9 protein-coding genes and 2 pseudogenes are annotated in these 17267 nt (G+C 73.8%); 8 read left to right on the top strand and 3 right to left on the bottom strand.

Annotation, left to right across the window (positions count from 1 at the left end; genetic code table 11):
• Positions 1–94: 94 nt before the first annotated feature.
• Positions 95–1597, top strand: coding sequence for an IMP dehydrogenase (guaB, locus tag EAO70_RS28905; protein ID WP_148005804.1), 1503 nt, complete (start codon positions 95–97; stop codon positions 1595–1597).
• A gap of 106 nt (positions 1598–1703) precedes the next feature.
• The gene (locus tag EAO70_RS28910; protein ID WP_148005805.1) at positions 1704–2828 is read left to right on the top strand and encodes a GuaB3 family IMP dehydrogenase-related protein; all 1125 of its coding nucleotides are present in this window, start codon (positions 1704–1706) and stop codon (positions 2826–2828) included.
• A 92-nt stretch (positions 2829–2920) separates the two neighbouring features.
• On the opposite strand, the gene EAO70_RS28915 is transcribed toward EAO70_RS28910, so the two are convergent.
• The gene (locus EAO70_RS28915; RefSeq protein WP_148005806.1) at positions 2921–3454 is read right to left on the bottom strand and encodes a hypothetical protein; all 534 of its coding nucleotides are present in this window, start codon (positions 3452–3454) and stop codon (positions 2921–2923) included.
• A gap of 106 nt (positions 3455–3560) precedes the next feature.
• A complete protein-coding gene (locus tag EAO70_RS28920) occupies positions 3561–4802 on the bottom strand; it encodes a nucleotide sugar dehydrogenase (RefSeq protein ID WP_148005807.1) in 1242 nt (413 codons plus the stop codon).
• Positions 4803–5074: 272 nt separating this feature from the next.
• Here EAO70_RS28920 and EAO70_RS28925 point away from each other — a divergent pair, with 272 nt between their 5' ends.
• From EAO70_RS28925 to EAO70_RS28950, 6 genes and pseudogenes are all read left to right on the top strand, one after another.
• Entirely contained in the window at positions 5075–6781 is a 1707-nt protein-coding gene (locus tag EAO70_RS28925) for a glycerol-3-phosphate dehydrogenase/oxidase (RefSeq protein ID WP_148005808.1), read from the top strand.
• A 969-nt stretch (positions 6782–7750) separates the two neighbouring features.
• Complete coding sequence (locus EAO70_RS28930) at positions 7751–9691, top strand: serine/threonine-protein kinase (RefSeq protein ID WP_148006569.1); 1941 nt, start codon at positions 7751–7753, stop codon at positions 9689–9691.
• A gap of 156 nt (positions 9692–9847) precedes the next feature.
• Positions 9848–10463 (top strand): annotated as a pseudogene (locus tag EAO70_RS40100) (protein kinase); the annotation flags it as partial.
• A gap of 985 nt (positions 10464–11448) precedes the next feature.
• On the top strand, positions 11449–13209 hold the full coding sequence (locus EAO70_RS40105; protein ID WP_315986253.1) for a hypothetical protein: 1761 nt from the start codon (positions 11449–11451) through the stop codon (positions 13207–13209).
• Positions 13210–13344: 135 nt separating this feature from the next.
• Complete coding sequence (locus tag EAO70_RS28945; protein ID WP_148005809.1) at positions 13345–15207, top strand: serine/threonine-protein kinase; 1863 nt, start codon at positions 13345–13347, stop codon at positions 15205–15207.
• Between the two features lie 205 nt (positions 15208–15412).
• Positions 15413–17077: a succinic semialdehyde dehydrogenase gene (locus EAO70_RS28950; RefSeq protein ID WP_148005810.1), complete on the top strand. Its 1665-nt coding sequence runs from the start codon at positions 15413–15415 to the stop codon at positions 17075–17077.
• Here the strand turns inward: EAO70_RS28950 and EAO70_RS28955 are convergent.
• A pseudogene (locus EAO70_RS28955) lies at positions 17076–17267 on the bottom strand (aldehyde dehydrogenase family protein); the annotation flags it as partial. The gene EAO70_RS28950 and the pseudogene EAO70_RS28955 sit on opposite strands and share 2 nt — an antisense overlap.

Below are 17267 nucleotides of genomic sequence, written 5' to 3' on the forward strand. Positions count from 1 at the left end.
AAGCTTGCGGCTGATCTTGATCGTGGAATGAGACACCGCTCGGGCCCGTTAGCATGGACATCCGCACCGATCAAGGCCATTTGGGGAAGGTGTCATGACTGCAAACGTCGACGGAGTGCCCGAGAAATTCGCGACACTCGGGCTGACCTACGACGACGTGCTGCTCCTGCCGGGCGCGTCCGACATGGCGCCCGACCAGATCGACACCGCCTCGTACATCTCGAAGAACGTGCGGGTGAACATCCCGCTCCTCTCGGCCGCGATGGACAAGGTCACCGAGTCCCGCATGGCGATCGCCATGGCGCGGCAGGGCGGTGTCGGCGTGCTGCACCGCAACCTCTCCATCGCCGACCAGGCCAACCAGGTCGACCTGGTGAAGCGCTCCGAGTCCGGCATGGTCAGCGACCCGATCACGGTGCACCCCGACGCCACGCTCGCCGAGGCCGACGCGATCTGCGCCAAGTTCCGCATCAGCGGCGTCCCGGTCACCGACCCGGCCGGCCGGCTCCTCGGCATCGTCACCAACCGCGACATGGCGTTCGAGACCGACCGCAGCCGTCAGGTGCGCGAGGTCATGACCCCGATGCCGCTGGTCACCGGCAAGGTCGGCATCTCCGGCGTGGACGCCATGGAGCTGCTGCGCCGTCACAAGATCGAGAAGCTGCCCCTGGTCGACGAGGGCGGGCTGCTCAAGGGCCTCATCACGGTCAAGGACTTCGTCAAGGCGGAGAAGTACCCGAACGCCGCCAAGGACAAGGAAGGCCGGCTGCTCGTCGGCGCCGCCGTCGGTGTCGCCGGTGACGCGTACGAGCGCGCCCAGGCCCTGATCGAGGCCGGTGTCGACTTCATCGTCGTCGACACCGCCCACGGCCACTCCCGGCTGGTCGGCGACATGGTCGCCAAGATCAAGTCGAACTCCTCCGTGGACGTCATCGGCGGCAACATCGCCACCCGCGACGGCGCCCAGGCGCTCATCGACTCCGGTGTCGACGGCATCAAGGTCGGCGTCGGCCCCGGCTCCATCTGCACCACCCGCGTCGTCGCCGGCATCGGCGTCCCGCAGGTCACCGCGATCTACGAGGCCTCCCTCGCCGCCAAGGCGGCCGGCGTCCCCGTGATCGGCGACGGCGGTCTGCAGTACTCCGGCGACATCGCCAAGGCGCTCGTCGCCGGCGCGGACACCGTGATGCTCGGCTCGCTGCTCGCGGGCTGCGAGGAGTCCCCGGGCGAGCTGCTCTTCATCAACGGCAAGCAGTTCAAGTCGTACCGAGGCATGGGCTCGCTCGGCGCCATGCAGTCCCGCGGCGAGCAGCGCTCCTTCTCCAAGGACCGCTACTTCCAGGAGGGCGTCGCCTCCGACGAGAAGCTCGTGCCCGAGGGCATCGAGGGCCAGGTGCCCTACCGCGGCCCGCTCTCCGCGGTCGTGCACCAGCTGGTCGGCGGGCTGCGGCAGTCGATGTTCTACGTCGGCGGCCGCACGGTGCCGGAGCTCCAGGAGAACGGCCGCTTCGTCCGGATCACGTCCGCGGGCCTCAAGGAGAGCCACCCGCACGACATCCAGATGACGGTCGAGGCGCCGAACTACAGCAGGAAGTAACACAGCGCGACGCGTGGGGGCGGTTCCGGCATGTGGCCGGAGCCGCCCCCCGCGCGTGTGTCGGGGATACTGGTAGGCGCAGACGTAGAGGGAAAGGCCACACATCGTGACTGAGATCGAGATCGGGCGCGGCAAGCGCGGCCGCAGGGCGTACGCGTTCGACGACATCGCCGTCGTTCCGAGCCGGCGCACCCGGGACCCGAAGGAGGTCTCGATCGCCTGGCAGATCGACGCCTACCGCTTCGAGCTCCCCTTCCTGGCCGCCCCCATGGACTCGGTCGTGTCGCCGCAGACCGCGATCCGGATCGGCGAGCTGGGCGGCCTGGGCGTCCTCAACCTGGAAGGTCTCTGGACCCGGTACGAGGACCCGCAGCCGCTGCTCGACGAGATCGCCGAGCTGGACGAGACGACCGCGACCCGTCGTCTGCAGGAGATCTACGCGGCCCCGATCAAGGAAGAGCTGATCGGGCAGCGCATCAAGGAGGTGCGCGACTCCGGTGTCGTCACCGCCGCCGCGCTCTCCCCGCAGCGGACCGCCCAGTTCTCCAAGGCCGTCGTCGACGCCGGCGTGGACCTCTTCGTGATCCGCGGCACCACGGTCTCCGCCGAGCACGTCTCGGGCGCGGCCGAGCCGCTGAACCTGAAGCAGTTCATCTACGAGCTCGACGTCCCGGTCATCGTCGGCGGCTGCGCCACGTACACCGCGGCCCTGCACCTGATGCGCACCGGCGCGGCGGGTGTCCTCGTCGGCTTCGGCGGCGGCGCGGCGCACACCACGCGCAACGTGTTCGGCATCCAGGTCCCGATGGCGACCGCGGTCGCCGACGTGGCCGCGGCCCGCCGTGACTACATGGACGAGTCGGGCGGCCGGTACGTGCACGTCATCGCCGACGGCGGGGTCGGCTGGTCCGGCGACCTGCCGAAGGCGATCGCCTGCGGCGCCGACGCGGTCATGATGGGCTCCCCGCTGGCCCGCGCCACGGACGCGCCCGGCAAGGGCCACCACTGGGGCATGGAGGCCGTCCACGAGGACGTGCCGCGCGGCAAGCTCGTCGACCTGGGCGTCGTCGGCACCACCGAGGAGATCCTCGCGGGCCCGTCGCACATCCCGGACGGCTCGATGAACTTCTTCGGCGCCCTGCGCCGCGCGATGGCCACCACGGGCTACAGCGAGCTCAAGGAGTTCCAGCGCGTCGAGGTCACGGTCGCCGACTCCCAGCACAAGCGCTGACGTCCGCGCCGCCCGTACGAGAAGGGGCCCCGCACCGGGTGGTGCGGGGCCCCTTCCGCGTCCGGACGGGTCCGGAGGTGTGGTCGCGCGGGTCAGGCGGAGACCTTCTTGGTGATGACGAAGCCCTCGTAGCCGGCGATGCCGTAGAAGAGCAGGTCCATCACCCCGAGCTCCTCCTTCCACGCCGTGAAGAGCTCGGAGAAGTGCATGGTGAACATCTCGGTCGTGGTCGGGGCCTGGTACGGCGTCGCCAGCTCGGCCCACCAGCTGATCATCATGGCGTAGCCGAGGAGCTGGCCCGCGAAGACGCCGAGCAGGGCGAGCGGCACGCCCACGAAGGGCAGGACCGGGTGGGAGCCGCCCACCTTGCCGAGGGCGAAGCCGACCAGGGCGCCGACGGCGAGCGCCAGGATGCCGAGCTGGGTGTAGCTGCCGTCCTCGTCGGCCATGGCGCGCATGATGCCGCCCAGGACGAGCGCGCCGAGGGCGGCGGCGGCGACACCGGCGAGCAGGCCGAGGCCCAGGTTGTCTCGGGCCGGGGCCGGCGGCGGGGCGGCCGCGTACGGGGCGGGCGCGCCGCCGTCGGCGAACGGGTTGCCGGACGGCGGCGGAACGGGCTGGCTCATGCGGTGGATCCCCCCGGGGACGTGCACGCACGGGTGTGCGAACGAGAGCCCGGAGATTAGCAGTCGGCTCTGACGGTGTCCCGGGGATTTCGGGTGCCGTGCCTGGTCAGAGGCGGTGGGCCGCGCCGCCGGGGGTGGCGCCTCGGGTGTCGAGGAGGAGTTGGGCCTTGACCGCTAGTCCCTGGAGGTCGTACGTGCGGTGGTGCTGGAGCAGGATCGTCAGGTCGGCGTGGGCGGCGGCCTCGTAGAGGGAGTCGGCGCGGGGGACGGGGAGTTCGCGGACGCGCCAGTCGGGGACGTGCGGGTCGTGGTAGCTGACGGTGGCGCCGAGGTCCATCAGCCTGCGGGCGATCTCGTCGGCGGGGGAGCCCTGGCGGTCCGGCAGGTCGGGCTTGTACGTGATGCCGAGCAGCAGGATCCGGGCGCCGCGGGCCGACTTGCCGTGCTCGTTGAGGAGGGTGGCGGCGCGCTGGACGACGTACTGCGGCATGCGTTCGTTGACCTGGCCGGCGAGTTCGACGAGGCGGAGCGGCCGGTGGGCGCCGACCGTGTCGACGGGGACGCCGTGGCCGCCGACCCCGGGACCGGGGCGGAAGGCCTGGAAGCCGAAGGGCTTGGTCTCCGCGCAGCGGATGACGTCCCACAGGTCGACGCCCAGTTCGTGGCAGAGCACCGCCATCTCGTTGACCAGGGCGATGTTGACGTGCCGGAAGTTGGTCTCCAGGAGCTTGACCGTCTCCGCCTCGCGGGGGCCACGCGCGCGTACCACCTTGTCGGTGAGCCGGCCGTAGAAGGCGGCCGCGGCCTCGGTGCAGGCCGGGGTGAGGCCGCCGATGACCTTGGGGGTGCCGGCGAAGCCGTGCGTACGGCTGCCGGGGTCAAGGCGGCCGGGGGAGTACGCGAGGTGGAAGTCGCGTCCGGCGCGCAGGCCCGAGCCCGCTTCGAGGAGCTCGCGGAGCAGTCCCTCGGTGGTGCCCGGCGGGACCGGGGACTCCAGGACGACGGTGGTGTGCGGGCGCAGCCGCGCGGCGAGCGCGCGGGCCGCGTCGGCGACCCCGGTGAGGTCGAGGGCGTGGTCGGGTCCGGGCGGGGTAGGGGCGCAGAGGACGGCGGTGCGGACCCGGCCGAGTGCGGCGGGGTCGGCGGTCGGCCGGAAGCCCCCCGAGAGCATCCGGCGGATCTCCGGGACGGTGAGCGAGCCGTCGACGGGGGAGCGTCCGGCGGCGAGTTCGGCGACGGAGCGCGGATCGGTGTCGTAGCCGACGGTGCCGATGCCTGCGGCGGTGGCGGCCTGGGCCAGGGGGAGGCCGTGATGGCCGAGGCCGATGACGGCGAGATCAGCGGGCATGGGGGGTGGGCCGTCCTTCCCGGTAGCCGGAGGGAACGCGACGCGCAAGCCCGGTGGACAGAACGGGTCGAGCGCGATGTCAGACTAGGCGTAAATATGACCGATATGTCGCATTGCGAGGCCGAAGGTCGCCGAGTGTTATCCACAGGTCGGTGGCGAGGCGGTGGCTGAAGTCGCCGGGGAGGGACAGAATCGAGCTGTGAGCCGGACCGCAGGGCCCGGTTCACGTGCTGTGACGACGGGGAACGACGGGGGACGACGGGAGGCATGCCGTGAGGACAGCGACACTGGGACCCGCCGAGCGCGCCGAGGCGCTCGCGGCCATGGCCGAGCGCGAGCTGGACGTGCTGGTGGTCGGCGCCGGGGTGGTCGGCGCCGGGACGGCGCTGGACGCCGTCACGAGAGGCCTCTCCACCGGCATCGTCGAGGCCCGCGACTGGGCCTCCGGCACCTCCAGTCGGTCCAGCAAGCTCATCCACGGCGGCCTGCGCTATCTGGAGATGCTGGACTTCGCCCTGGTCCGGGAGGCCCTCAAGGAGCGCGGACTGCTCCTGGAGCGGCTGGCGCCCCACCTGGTGAAGCCGGTCCCCTTCCTCTACCCGCTCCAGCACAAGGGCTGGGAGCGGTTCTACGCGGGCTCCGGCGTCGCGCTGTACGACGCTATGTCGCTCTCCTCCGGCCACGGCCGGGGCCTCCCCGTCCACCGGCACCTGTCCCGGCGGGGCGCGCTGCGGGTCGCCCCCTGCCTCCGGAAGGACGCGCTCGTCGGCGCCCTCCAGTACTACGACGCCCAGATGGACGACGCCCGCTTCGTCACCACCCTGGTGCGCACCGCCGCGTCCTACGGCGCCCTGGCCGCGAGCCGGGCCCGCGTCACCGGCTTCCTGCGCGAGGGCGCCCGGGTCGTCGGCGCCCGCGTCCAGGACGTCGAGGCCGGCGCGGAGTACGAGATCCGGGCCAAGCAGATCGTCAACGCCACGGGGGTGTGGACCGACGACACCCAGGCCCTGATCGCCGAGCGCGGCCAGTTCCACGTCCGCGCCTCCAAGGGCATCCACCTCGTCGTCCCCAAGGACCGCATCCACTCCTCCACCGGCCTCATCCTGCGCACCGAGAAGTCCGTGCTCTTCGTGATCCCCTGGGGCCGGCACTGGATCGTCGGCACCACCGACACCGAGTGGGACCTCGACAAGGCCCACCCCGCCGCCTCCAGCGCCGACATCGACTACCTCCTGGAGCACGTGAACACCGTGCTCGCCACCGCCCTCACCCGGGACGACGTCGAAGGGGTCTACGCGGGCCTGCGCCCCCTGCTCGCCGGCGAGTCCGACGCCACGAGCAAGCTCTCCCGCGAGCACACCGTCGCCCACCCGGCGCCCGGACTCGTCGTGGTGGCCGGCGGCAAGTACACGACGTACCGCGTCATGGCCAAGGACGCCGTCGACGAGGCCGTGCACGGGCTCGACCAGCGGGTCGCCCCCTGCGTCACCGAGGACATCCCGCTCCTGGGCGCCGAGGGCTACCGGGCCCTGTGGAACGCGCGGGCCAGGATCGCCGCGCGCACCGGCCTCCACGTCGTCCGGGTCGAGCATCTCCTGAACCGATACGGCTCCCTGACGGAGCAGATCCTCGACCTCATCGCCGAGGATCCCACCCTCGCCGAACCGCTGCCCGCCGCCGACGACTACCTGCGTGCCGAGATCGTCTACGCGGCCTCCCACGAGGGCGCCCGTCATCTCGACGACGTCCTCACCCGGCGCACCAGGATCTCCATCGAGACCTTCGACCGGGGCACACTCAGCGCCCGTGAGTGCGCGGGGCTCATGGCGCCGGTGCTCGGCTGGGACGAGCAGCAGATCGAGAAGGAGATCGAGCACTACGAGAAGCGCGTCGAGGCGGAGCGGGAGTCGCAGCGGCAGCCCGACGACCTGACGGCGGACGCGGCCCGGCTCGGTGCGCCGGACATCGTGCCGATCTGACGTGCCGATCTGACGTGCCGACCTGACGGGACGTCGGCCGGACGTTCGGCGGGACGTGTGTGTGCCGCCCGTCCCGCCGAAGAAGGACCGGGTCGCCCGCCGGGGGTGGGAACCAACCTGGGGGGTGAGCGGGGGCGTCGTCATCCCGGAGTACGGACCCGGGGACGCCACCCGTCCTGAGGTGAGGGACAATGGCCTCTCTTCCAGGGCGGGTTATCGCATCGCGCGGGAAGCGGCAGACGCGGCGAAGATCAGTGATCGCAGAGGGGACGCATGTCGGAGGCGGAGCAGTCGCGGGACACGGCGAAGGACCCCGGGCGAGACGCCGCCGCGGGGGCCGCGACCGACGGCGACCGAGGAGTGGTCCCGGCCGCGCGTGAGCCGGAGCGGGACGACGCGACGGACACACAGGACGCGAAGAACACGCAGGTCGGGCGGGGTGTGGAGGAGGCCGGGAAGACGGCCGCGTCCACCGCGCCGGCCGCGGAGCCCGCCGTTCCCGCCGACCCGGCGGAGTCACCGGACCCGGCGGGCCCGGTGGACGCCGCCGCCCCGGGGGATCCGCGCGCCGGGGTCGCGAAGGACCCGCGCGAGGGCGCGAAGGACCCCCGTGCCGGGGAGCCGGAGGACCAGCGCGCCGGGGAACCGGAGGACGTGGGCGTACGGGACGTGAAGGACGTTCAGGACGCCCCGGGCGGTGCGGACGTGAAGGGCGTTCAGGATGCGTCGGACGGTTCGGCCGTGAAGAGCGTTCAGGACGACCCGCGCGGTTCGGGTGTGAAGGACGCTCAGAGTGCGGCGGGCGGTCCGGACGTTCCGGGTGCGTCGGATGCTCCGGGTGCGTCGGGTGGGCGGCTGCGGGGAACCGAGCCGTCGACCGGGCGCGCCGGGTTCGGCGCGGGCGACGGCGACGGGGAGAGCGACCGCACCCCGGCTCCGCGCTCCGCCCGCGGCACCGGCGGCGACCGGATGCGCAAGACCCCGGTCAACGAGGGCCGGCTGCTCGCCGGGCGCTACCGGCTCGGCGGGATCCTCGGCCGCGGCGGCATGGGCACGGTGTGGCGCGCGGTCGACGAGACCCTCGGCCGCACGGTCGCCGTCAAGGAACTCCGCTTCCCCACCAGCATCGACGAGGACGAGAAGCGCCGCCTCATCACCCGGACCCTGCGCGAGGCCAAGGCCATCGCCCGGATCCGCAACAACGGCGCCGTGACCGTCTACGACGTCGTCGACGAGGACGACCGTCCGTGGATCGTCATGGAGCTCATCGAGGGCAAGTCCCTCGCCGACGCGGTCCGCGAGGACGGCGTGCTCACGCCCCGGCGCGCCGCCGAGGTGGGCCTCGCCATCCTCGACGTGCTCCGCTCGGCGCACCGCGAGGGCATCCTGCACCGCGACGTGAAGCCGTCCAACGTGCTGATCGCCGAGGACGGCCGGGTCGTCCTCACCGACTTCGGCATCGCCCAGGTCGAGGGCGACCCCTCGATCACCTCCACCGGCATGCTCGTCGGTGCCCCCTCGTACATCTCGCCGGAGCGCGCCCGCGGCCACAAGCCCGGTCCCGCCGCCGACATGTGGTCCCTCGGCGGACTCATCTACGCGGCGGTCGAGGGCAGCCCGCCGTACGACAAGGGTTCCGCCATCGCCACCCTCACGGCGGTGATGACCGAGCCCGTCGACCCGCCGAAGAACGCGGGGCCCGAGCTGGAGAAGGTCATCTACGGCCTCCTCGCCAAGGACCCGGCCCAGCGGCTCGACGACGCCGGAGCCCGCGTCCTGCTCCTCGCCGTCCTCGACGCACCGGACCCGGTGCCGCCGGTCTCGCCCGAGGTCACCCGGGTCGTACCGCTGCCGCCGCACCCCGACCAGCCCCCGGTGCCGCGTGCGGCCGACCGGGGGACGGCGCCCGAGGCGGCCACCGGCCGGATGAGCGGCGCCCCGAACTCCGTGCGGAACGCGACGGCCTCCGCGAAGGCCGAGCCGTGGACCGCGTCGACCCCGGCCGGGCGGCCGGGGGCGGGCCCCGCCACGCGCGGCGCCGCCGGCAGACCGGCCTCGTCCCGCGCGGCCCTCACCGACGTCGTGCCGCGCCGGACGCTGATCATCATCGCGGCGGTCGCCGTGCTCGCCCTCCTCGGGACGATCCTCGCGGTCTCCCTCCGGGGCGGCGGCGAGGGCGACCAGGGCAAGGGGACCGACGGCACCACGGCCTCGGCGGGAGCGTCCGCGGGCGGCGACGGCTCCGACGGCTCCAGCGGGGCGGGCGGCGCGGACGGCGGCAAGGGCCAGTCCACCGGCAGCGCCGGCCAGCAGGGCGGCGCCCAGCCCGGCGACACCGGTGCGAACGGATCGACCGGCGGCGACGGCGCGACCGGCGCCACCGCGACCGGCGGGTCGAACGGCACCGGAACCACGCCGAGCGGCAAACCCAGCGGCGGCACCGGCACGCAGCTGCCCGCGGGCTACACCCTCGTCACCAACGACCGCTTCCACTTCTCGATGGCGATGCCCGCCGACTTCACCCTCCGCCCGATACCGGGCTACAGCGGTGGCGGGATCTTCAGCAGGAGCGGCGGCTTTCCGCGCGTCCAGGTCGACTTCAACGCCAGCCCCAAGGACGACGCCGCGGCGGCCTGGGAGCTCGGCAAGATCGGCGTGGCCGCCACCAGCAAGAACTACAAGCACTTCGGCATCAGGACGGTCTCCTACAAGGGCTACCCGACCGTCGCCGACTGGGAGTTCGAACGCACCCAGCAGGGTATGCGGGTCCATGTGCTCAACCGCGGCTTCAAGGTGGACGCCAGGCACGGCTACTCCATCATGATCAGCTGCAAGGCCGAGGAGTGGAACGGGGAGGAGTGCCGGACGCTGCGCGAGACGGCGTTCGCCACGTTCACCCCCAAGGACTGACCAGCGGCACGTATCGTGAGAGTTCGAGGACCGTACGCAGCCGAACAGAGCCGATAACTGCACGCTGCCGGACCGGAATTGTCGGACTCGCGTGATCCCGCCCGATCCGGAGGGATCCGCGGGTCCACGGGGACAGCGTGCGCGTGGGGAGGCGTCGTGGACGACTACGCGGGAAGGGTGCTCGCGGACCGCTACCGCCTGCCGCTGCCGCCGGCCGACGCGGAACCGGACGCCTACGATCCGGCCGAGACGCGCGCCTTCGACACGTACAGCGGGCAGGAGGTCCTGGTCCGCCGGGTGCCGCTGCCGGAGTTCGTCGACGCCGAGGTGCTCGACGGCGACGGCGACGGCGGTCCCGCGGGGCCGTACGGGGCCGCCGGGCGGGCTACCCGCCGTCCGGCGGAGCCCGTCGTGCGCCGGGCGATCGAGGCGGCCCAGGCCGCCGCGCAGATCCCCGACCACCCCCTGCTCGACCAGGTCTTCGACGTCTTCGCGGAGGCCGGTTCGCTCTGGATAGTGAGCGAACGCATAGCGGCCCGGCCGCTGGCCGCGCTCCTCGCCGAGCGCCCGCTGAACCCCTACCGCGCGGCCGAGATCGGCGCCGACGTCCTCACCGCACTGCGCGCGCTCCACGCCCACGGCTGGGTGCACCGCAACATCACCGCGCGGACGGTCCTCGTCTGCGACGACGGCCGGGTGGTCCTCACGGGCCTCGCGGTCGGCGCCGCGGAGGAGGCCCTCTGCGGGTACGCCCCCGAACCCGAGCCGGAGGCCACGGGGTGGCAGGCGCCCGCGGAGGAGTACGGCGAGGAGGACGGCCAGGAGTACGACGAGGCATACGACCACGAGTACGGCGAGGCGTCCGGCTCCGGGGACGACGACACGGAGGAGTACGACTCCGAGCCGTACGAGGCCGAGGTCTACGAGGAGGCCGACGGGAACGACGTCCCCTACCGGGCGGACGAGTTCGGGACGGACGAGTACCGGGCCGACGGGTACCGGGCCGACGAGTACCGGGCCGAGCAGTACGGAGCGGGCGAGCGCGGGGCTGACCCGTACGGTGCCGACGAGTACGGGGCCGACCGGTACGGGGCGGCGCCGGGCGCGACGGACGACGGGCCGCCGGAGGCCCCCGCCGGGACCGGCGGCGAGCGGCCGGAGCCCGCGCCGCCGGCGTACGGCTACGGCTACGGCGGGGGATACGTCGACGAGGTGCGCCTCCCCGGCCAGACCCGGTATCTCCCCGAACGCCGGGGCCGGTTCCGTAGGGCGAGGCGGCGGAGGGGGTGTCCTCCTGGCCGGTCGCGGGCGACCCCGCGCCGGACCCCTACCGGACCGACCCCGAGCCCGACCACGTCGACTCGGACCCCTACCAGGCCGAACCCGACCAGGACCGGGCCGGGTCCGGCCCCCGTGCCCCCGCGACCGGCCAGGAGGACACCCCCTCCGCCGCCTCGCCCTACGGAACCGGCCCCGGCGGCTACGGCACCGATCCCTACGGGCGGGCCCTGCCCGCGGCGCCCGCCGCCGAGACGCAGCCAGCGGCCGCGCCGCCCACCGCGGACGTGCGGGCCGCCCGCGCGGGGGCCATCGCCGCCTACCGGGCCGGTGCGCGCGCCGCGGCCAAGCTCGGCGAGACCGGGAACCTGCCCGCACAGCGCCCCGCGCCGACGGACCCGACCCCGGCCCCGCCGCCCCCGCCCCCGGAGCCGACCGCGCAGGCGTCCGGCGCGCCCGAGCCGCAGTGGTGGGCGCGGGTGGCGGACGACGACGAGGACGACGAGGACGACGGCGACGAGCCGTACGGCGGGGGCCCGCAGGCCGGTCCGCCGCCGCGGGTGATGCTGGCAGGCAACTGGAGCGACGGCCCGCACGCGTCGCGGGACGGATCGCCGCGGATCCCGGCCGGCGGTTCGGGTCCCGGGCGCGGCCCCGTGCTGCCCGGTTCGGGCCGTCCGGCGCTGCCGGCGGGCTACAAGGCCGCGACCCCGGACCCCGGCCGCCTCCCGGTCCCCGCCGGCGACCGGGAGACGGCCCTGGAGCCGGCCGTGACCCCGGACCGGGCCCGGTCCGACCGCGGCCCGACCACCCGGCTCGCCGCCGAGCGGGCCCGGCACACCCGGATCGCGGTCGTCGGCGCCGTCACCGAGCGCTGGGCGCCCGAGCAGGCCGGCCCCGTCCACGAGAACTGGCGCCTCGCCCCGCCGATCGGCCCCGCCACCGACCTGTGGGCGCTCGGCGCGCTCCTCTACCGGGCCGTCCAGGGCCATGCCCCCTACCCGGAGGACAGCGCGGCCGAACTCGTCCAGCTGGTCTGCGCCGAGCCGCCCGCCTTCGCCGAGGAGTGCGGCCCGCTGCGCCCCGTGGTGGAGTCCTTGCTGCGCCAGGACCCCACCGAGCGGCCCGACTTCGAGGAGCTGCGCGGCTGGCTGCGCTCCCTGGTCCGCTCGGCCCCGGAGCCGGATGCCGGTGTCGGGGTCGTACCGCTGCCGTCGTTCGACGAGACGCGGCTGCCGATCGTGCGCCGGCGCGGCGAGTTGGTCCGCCGTCGGCGCGGGGCAGCGGGCGCGGGGCGGCACCGCCACCGGCGGCGCGGCAAGGACGCGCGCCTCCCCGACCGTCCGTACGACCGCCACGAGGAGCTCCCGGCAAAGGACTTCGGGGTGGCTCCGGCAGCCGCCGGCGTCCGGGAGGAGTACCGGGAGGACTTCCCGGAGTCGTACCACGAGGAGATCCCGCAGCGCGCGTCCCGCAGCCCCCGGGCGCCCCGGGCCGGAAAGGGGCCGCGCGCCGGCCGCCCGCCGGGCTCCCCGCGGTCGCTCGGCCGTACGCTCCTGGTCCTCGTCTTCCTGCTGCTCGGCGGGGCCGTCGCGTACGCCGTCCTCTTCATGCCCCGCGACGGGGAGACGCCCGCCGGGTCCGCCTCCCCCTCCGGGGCACCGCGGACGACGGCACCCGCGAACCCCCCGTCGGGTACGACGCCGCCGGCCACCCGGCAGCCGACCTCCGCGCCTGCCACCCCGCGCACCACCCCGCCGGCCGCGGATCCGTCGGGCCCGGCGCTCGCCGCCGGGTACGCGCTGCGGCAGGATCCCGAGGGGTTCCGGATCGGGGTGCCGAACGGCTGGCGGCGCAGCCCGCTCAACGACGCCGGGCAAGTCCGCTACACCAGCGGGGACTTCACGATGATCGTGGTGCCCGGCCGGGACACCGTCAGTGCGAACGGCTCGGACCCGCTGGAGTACCAGAGCTCCAGGGAGCGCGAACTGGAGCCCGCGCGGTCGTCGAGCTGGGGCGAGGTGCAGGAGACGCGGCTGGTCACCATCGGTACGACCGTGACGGCCACGGGCAGTTACCTGTGGCCGGACAGCACGGGCCGCATGGTCTTCGTCCGCAACCTCGCGATGATTCACGACGGCAGGTACCACGTCGTGCAGGTCATCGGCCCGAAGAACGACCGCTCCAAGATCTCCGAGATCTTCGACGAGGCCACGAAGGGCTTCCGCCCGGGCCGCTGAGCCGGTCCGGGCGCCCCCGCCCGCCCGGATCGCCCATCGGCCCCCGGTCACAGTGCTGTTCCTATGGCCGCCCCGAGGTTCCGCGATCCGCACCCCCCTCCGTAACCTGTCTTCCGAAGGAACGGGCGGGGGCAAGTGGAACATTCTCAGAGCACAGGCACGGGGCTGTTGCTCGCCGGGCGTTACCGGCTGGGCGAGTCCATCGGACGCGGCGGCATGGGCAAGGTCTGGCGCGCCCACGACGAGGTGTTGCACCGCGTCGTGGCGGTCAAGGAGCTGACGGCCGGCCGGTTCGTGGGCGAGGCCGACCGCCTGGTGCTGCACGCCCGGACGCAGAAGGAGGCGCGGGCCGCCGCGCGGATCACGCATCCGGGCGTGGTGACCGTCCACGACGTCCTGGAGCACGACGACCGGCCGTGGATCGTGATGCAGTACGTCGACGGTCCCTCGCTCGCCGACGCCGCCAAGGAGAAGGGCCCGATCGACCCGCACGAGGCGGCGCGGATCGGGCTGCACGTCCTCGGGGCGCTGCGCGCGGCGCACGCGGCGGGGGTGCTCCACCGGGACGTCAAGCCGGGCAACGTCCTGCTCGCCCGGGACGGGAGCGTCCTGATCACCGACTTCGGGATCGCGGCGATCGAGGGTGACGCGACCATCACCCGGACGGGCGAACTCGTCGGTTCCATCGACTATCTGGCCCCCGAGCGGGTGCGGGGCGGCGACCCCGGTCCCGCCTCCGACCTCTGGTCGCTGGGCGCCACCCTGTACACGGCGGTCGAGGGCACCTCGCCGTTCCGCCGCACCTCGCCGATCAGCACCATGCAGGCGGTGGTGGCCGAGGAGCCGCCGTACCCGGAGAAGGCCGGTCCGCTGGCCCCCGTGATCGTGGCGCTGCTGCGCAAGGACCCCGCGCAGCGGCCGCCGGCGGACGAGACGGGGCGGATGCTGCTCGACGCGATGGAGGGGCGTTCGTCGGCGGCCGCGCAGGCTTACGTCCCGACCCAGCGGGTGACGCGGGAGGACCTGGGCACGAGGGGCGACGGCTCGGTCTCCGGCGACGACCTCGTCACGCTGGGGGAGGACCCCGACGGTCCGGGGCCGACGGGCACGGCCCGTGCCACGGCGCCGCCGGCCACCACGCCGTGGCCCCATCCGGCCCAGCCCTCCCACACGACTCGCCCCTCTCGCCCTTCCCACACCACTCACTCGTCCCACGCGACACACCCGCCCCACGCGACTCACCCCTCGCACCCGTCCCGTTCGCTCCAGGGCGCTCAGCAGTCCCCGGGGCCGCAGGGATCGCCGGGGTCGGCGCACCCGCCCACCCTCGTGCCGCCGCACGGCGCGCCCGCCGTCTCCGGCGGGGCCTCCGGCGGCGGCCGGAGCTGGCGCACCGCCGTCCTGGCGGCCCTGCTCGCCGGGCTCGTCGCGGGCGGCGCGGTCTTCGCCGCCATGAACAACACGGGCGGCGACCGGGCCGGCGGCGACCGGACCTCGACGACCGGCCCCGCCTCCGCCACCACCACGCAGGGCGTCCCGGGCGGCGTCCCGAAGGGCTGGCACCGCGTCGACGACCCGAAGGGGTTCAGCCTGGCGGTGCCGGACGGCTGGAAGCGGCAGACGGAGGGCGACAACATCGACTACACCCCGGACAACGGCCGCCACCGCATCCGGATCAACGTCGACCCCAGCCCCGACTTCGAGAACCCGTACATGCACGCGCTCGACCTGGAGCGGATCGTCGCGAAGCGGATGGAGTACACCCGGATCAAGCTCGGCCAGACCACCTACCGGGACCAGGTGCGCTCCAGCCTGTGGGAGTTCACCTGGACGGAGAAGCAGAACTTCCCCGGGCCGCGGCACGCGATCGACCTCATGTACTACGCCGACGACGGCACGGAGTACGCGATCTACATGTCGTCGCCGGAGTCGAGCTGGGAGACCACCCGCGAGCAGTTCGACATCGTCCTCCAGCACTGGCGGGCCCCGGGCGACTGAACGGGGCGACTGAACCGGGCAGCCGAACCGGGCGACTGAACCGGGCGCCCGAACCGGCCCGGAAACTCCGAAACGGGCCCGGCCACAGCCGTAAGCCGCTGATCAGGCCTTATGTGCCAGTGATCGCTGGCGTGATGTGGGTACCCGGTGAAAACGCGTTACCGACGGGTACCCAAAGGGCCTGGAGGCGCTTACGCTCGCCCTCATGACGGACTCGCAGGCCCCCGCCGCCCCCTCGGTTCCCGACGTCCCCGCCGCGCAGGCCGGAGCCTCCGCGCCCGCCGGGGCGACCAACCCCGTCGCGCCCGCGCCCGCCGGCGCCCGCACGGCCGCCGACGTCGTGACGCCCGAGGTCGTCGCCCGGCTCACCCGGGGCGTCGTCGGCTCCGGGCGGACCGCCAACCACACCCCGTTCACCGGGGCGAAGCTGGCCGACCTGCCCGAGTCCACCCCGGAGGACGTCGCCGAGGCCTTCACGCGCGCGCGGGCCGCCCAGGCCGCCTGGGCCGCCACCCCGGTCCGGGCCCGCGCCGCCGTGCTGCTGCGCTTCCACGACCTGGTCCTCCAGCGCCAGGGCGAGGTCCTCGACCTCATCCAGCTGGAGACCGGCAAGGCGCGCCTGCACGCCCACGAGGAGGTGCAGGCGGTCGCCGTCGCCGCCCGCCACTACGGCCGCAAGGCCGCCTCCTACCTGAAGCCGCGCCGCCACACCGGTGTCGTGCCGACCCTCACCAAGGTCACCGAGCTGCGCCAGCCGCGCGGCGTCGTCGGCCAGATCGCCCCCTGGAACTACCCGCTCGAACTCTCCGTCGGCGACGCGCTGCCCGCCTTCGTCTCGGGCAACGCCGTCGTCATGAAGCCCGACACGGAGACCGCGCTCACCGCGCTGTGGGCCCGTGACCTGCTCATCGAGGCCGGTCTGCCCGCCGAGGTGTTCCAGGTCGTCCTCGGCGACGGTCCGGTCGTCGGCCCGGAGGTCGTCAAGCACGCCGACTACGTCTCCTTCACCGGCTCCACCCGTACCGGCCGCGAGGTCGCCCAGGGCGCCGCGGCCCGCCTCGTCGGCGTCTCCCTCGAACTCGGCGGCAAGAACGCCATGCTCGTCCTCCGGGACGCCGACATCGAGAAGGCCGCCGCCGGAGCCGTCCGCGCCTGCTTCTCCTCCGCGGGCCAGCTCTGCATCTCCATCGAGCGCCTCTACGTGCACGAGTCGGTCGCCGACGCCTTCCTCGACCGCTTCGCCGCCCGCACCCGGGCCATGCGGCTGGGCAACTCCCTCGCCTACGGCGCCGACATGGGCTCGCTCGTCGGCGAGCGCCAGCTGGAGACCGTCACGAAGCACGTCGAGGAGGCCGTCGCCAAGGGCGCCACGCTGGTCGCCGGCGGCGTCGCCCGCCCCGACATCGGCCCCCTGTTCTTCGAGCCGACCATCCTCGACGGCGTCGAGGCCCCGATGGCGGTCTGCGGCGAGGAGACCTTCGGCCCGGTCGTCTCGATCTACCGCTTCCGCGACGAGGACGAGGTCGTCGACCTCGCCAACGCCACCCCGTACGGCCTGAACTCCTCCGTCTGGACGAAGGACTCCCGGCGGGGCCACGCGGTCGCGGCCCGGCTGCGCACCGGCACCGTCAACATCAACGAGGGATACGCCCCCGCCTACGGCAGCGTGCAGTCCCCGATGGGCGGCATGAAGGACTCCGGGCTCGGCCGCCGCCACGGCTCCGAGGGCATCCTCAAGTACACCGAGGCCCAGACGGTCGCCCAGCAGCGCCTGATCCCGCTCGCGCCGTCCTTCGGGATGGACGACGAGAAGTACGCCGCGTTCATGAGCGCGTCCCTGAAGGCGATGAAGGCCCTGCGCCTGCGCTGACCGCCGGCCCCTGACCGCCGCCGGCGACCAGCGTGGCGCCCTTGGCGACGGCCTCCTCGACGTGCTTCGTGACGGTCTCCAGCTGGCGCTCGCCGACGAGCGAGCCCATGTCGGCGCCGTAGGCGAGGGAGTTGCCCAGCCGCATGGCCCGGGTGCGGGCGGCGAAGCGGTCGAGGAAGGCGTCGGCGAC

Origin of the sequence: Streptomyces sp. adm13(2018) (assembly GCF_008042145.1) — a bacterium.
In the GTDB taxonomy this organism is placed as follows: Bacteria; Actinomycetota; Actinomycetes; order Streptomycetales; family Streptomycetaceae; genus Streptomyces.

Bases quoted from the DNA above. Each gene is read 5' to 3' on its own strand.
- guaB (WP_148005804.1), top strand. From the start codon at position 95: ATGACTGCAAACGTCGACGGAGTGCCCGAGAAATTCGCGACACTCGGG.
- EAO70_RS28915 (WP_148005806.1), bottom strand. From the start codon at position 3,454: ATGAGCCAGCCCGTTCCGCCGCCGTCCGGCAACCCGTTCGCCGACGGC.
- EAO70_RS28920 (WP_148005807.1), bottom strand. From the start codon at position 4,802: ATGCCCGCTGATCTCGCCGTCATCGGCCTCGGCCATCACGGCCTCCCC.
- EAO70_RS28930 (WP_148006569.1), top strand. From the start codon at position 7,751: ATGCGCAAGACCCCGGTCAACGAGGGCCGGCTGCTCGCCGGGCGCTAC.
- EAO70_RS28950 (WP_148005810.1), top strand. From the start codon at position 15,413: ATGACGGACTCGCAGGCCCCCGCCGCCCCCTCGGTTCCCGACGTCCCC.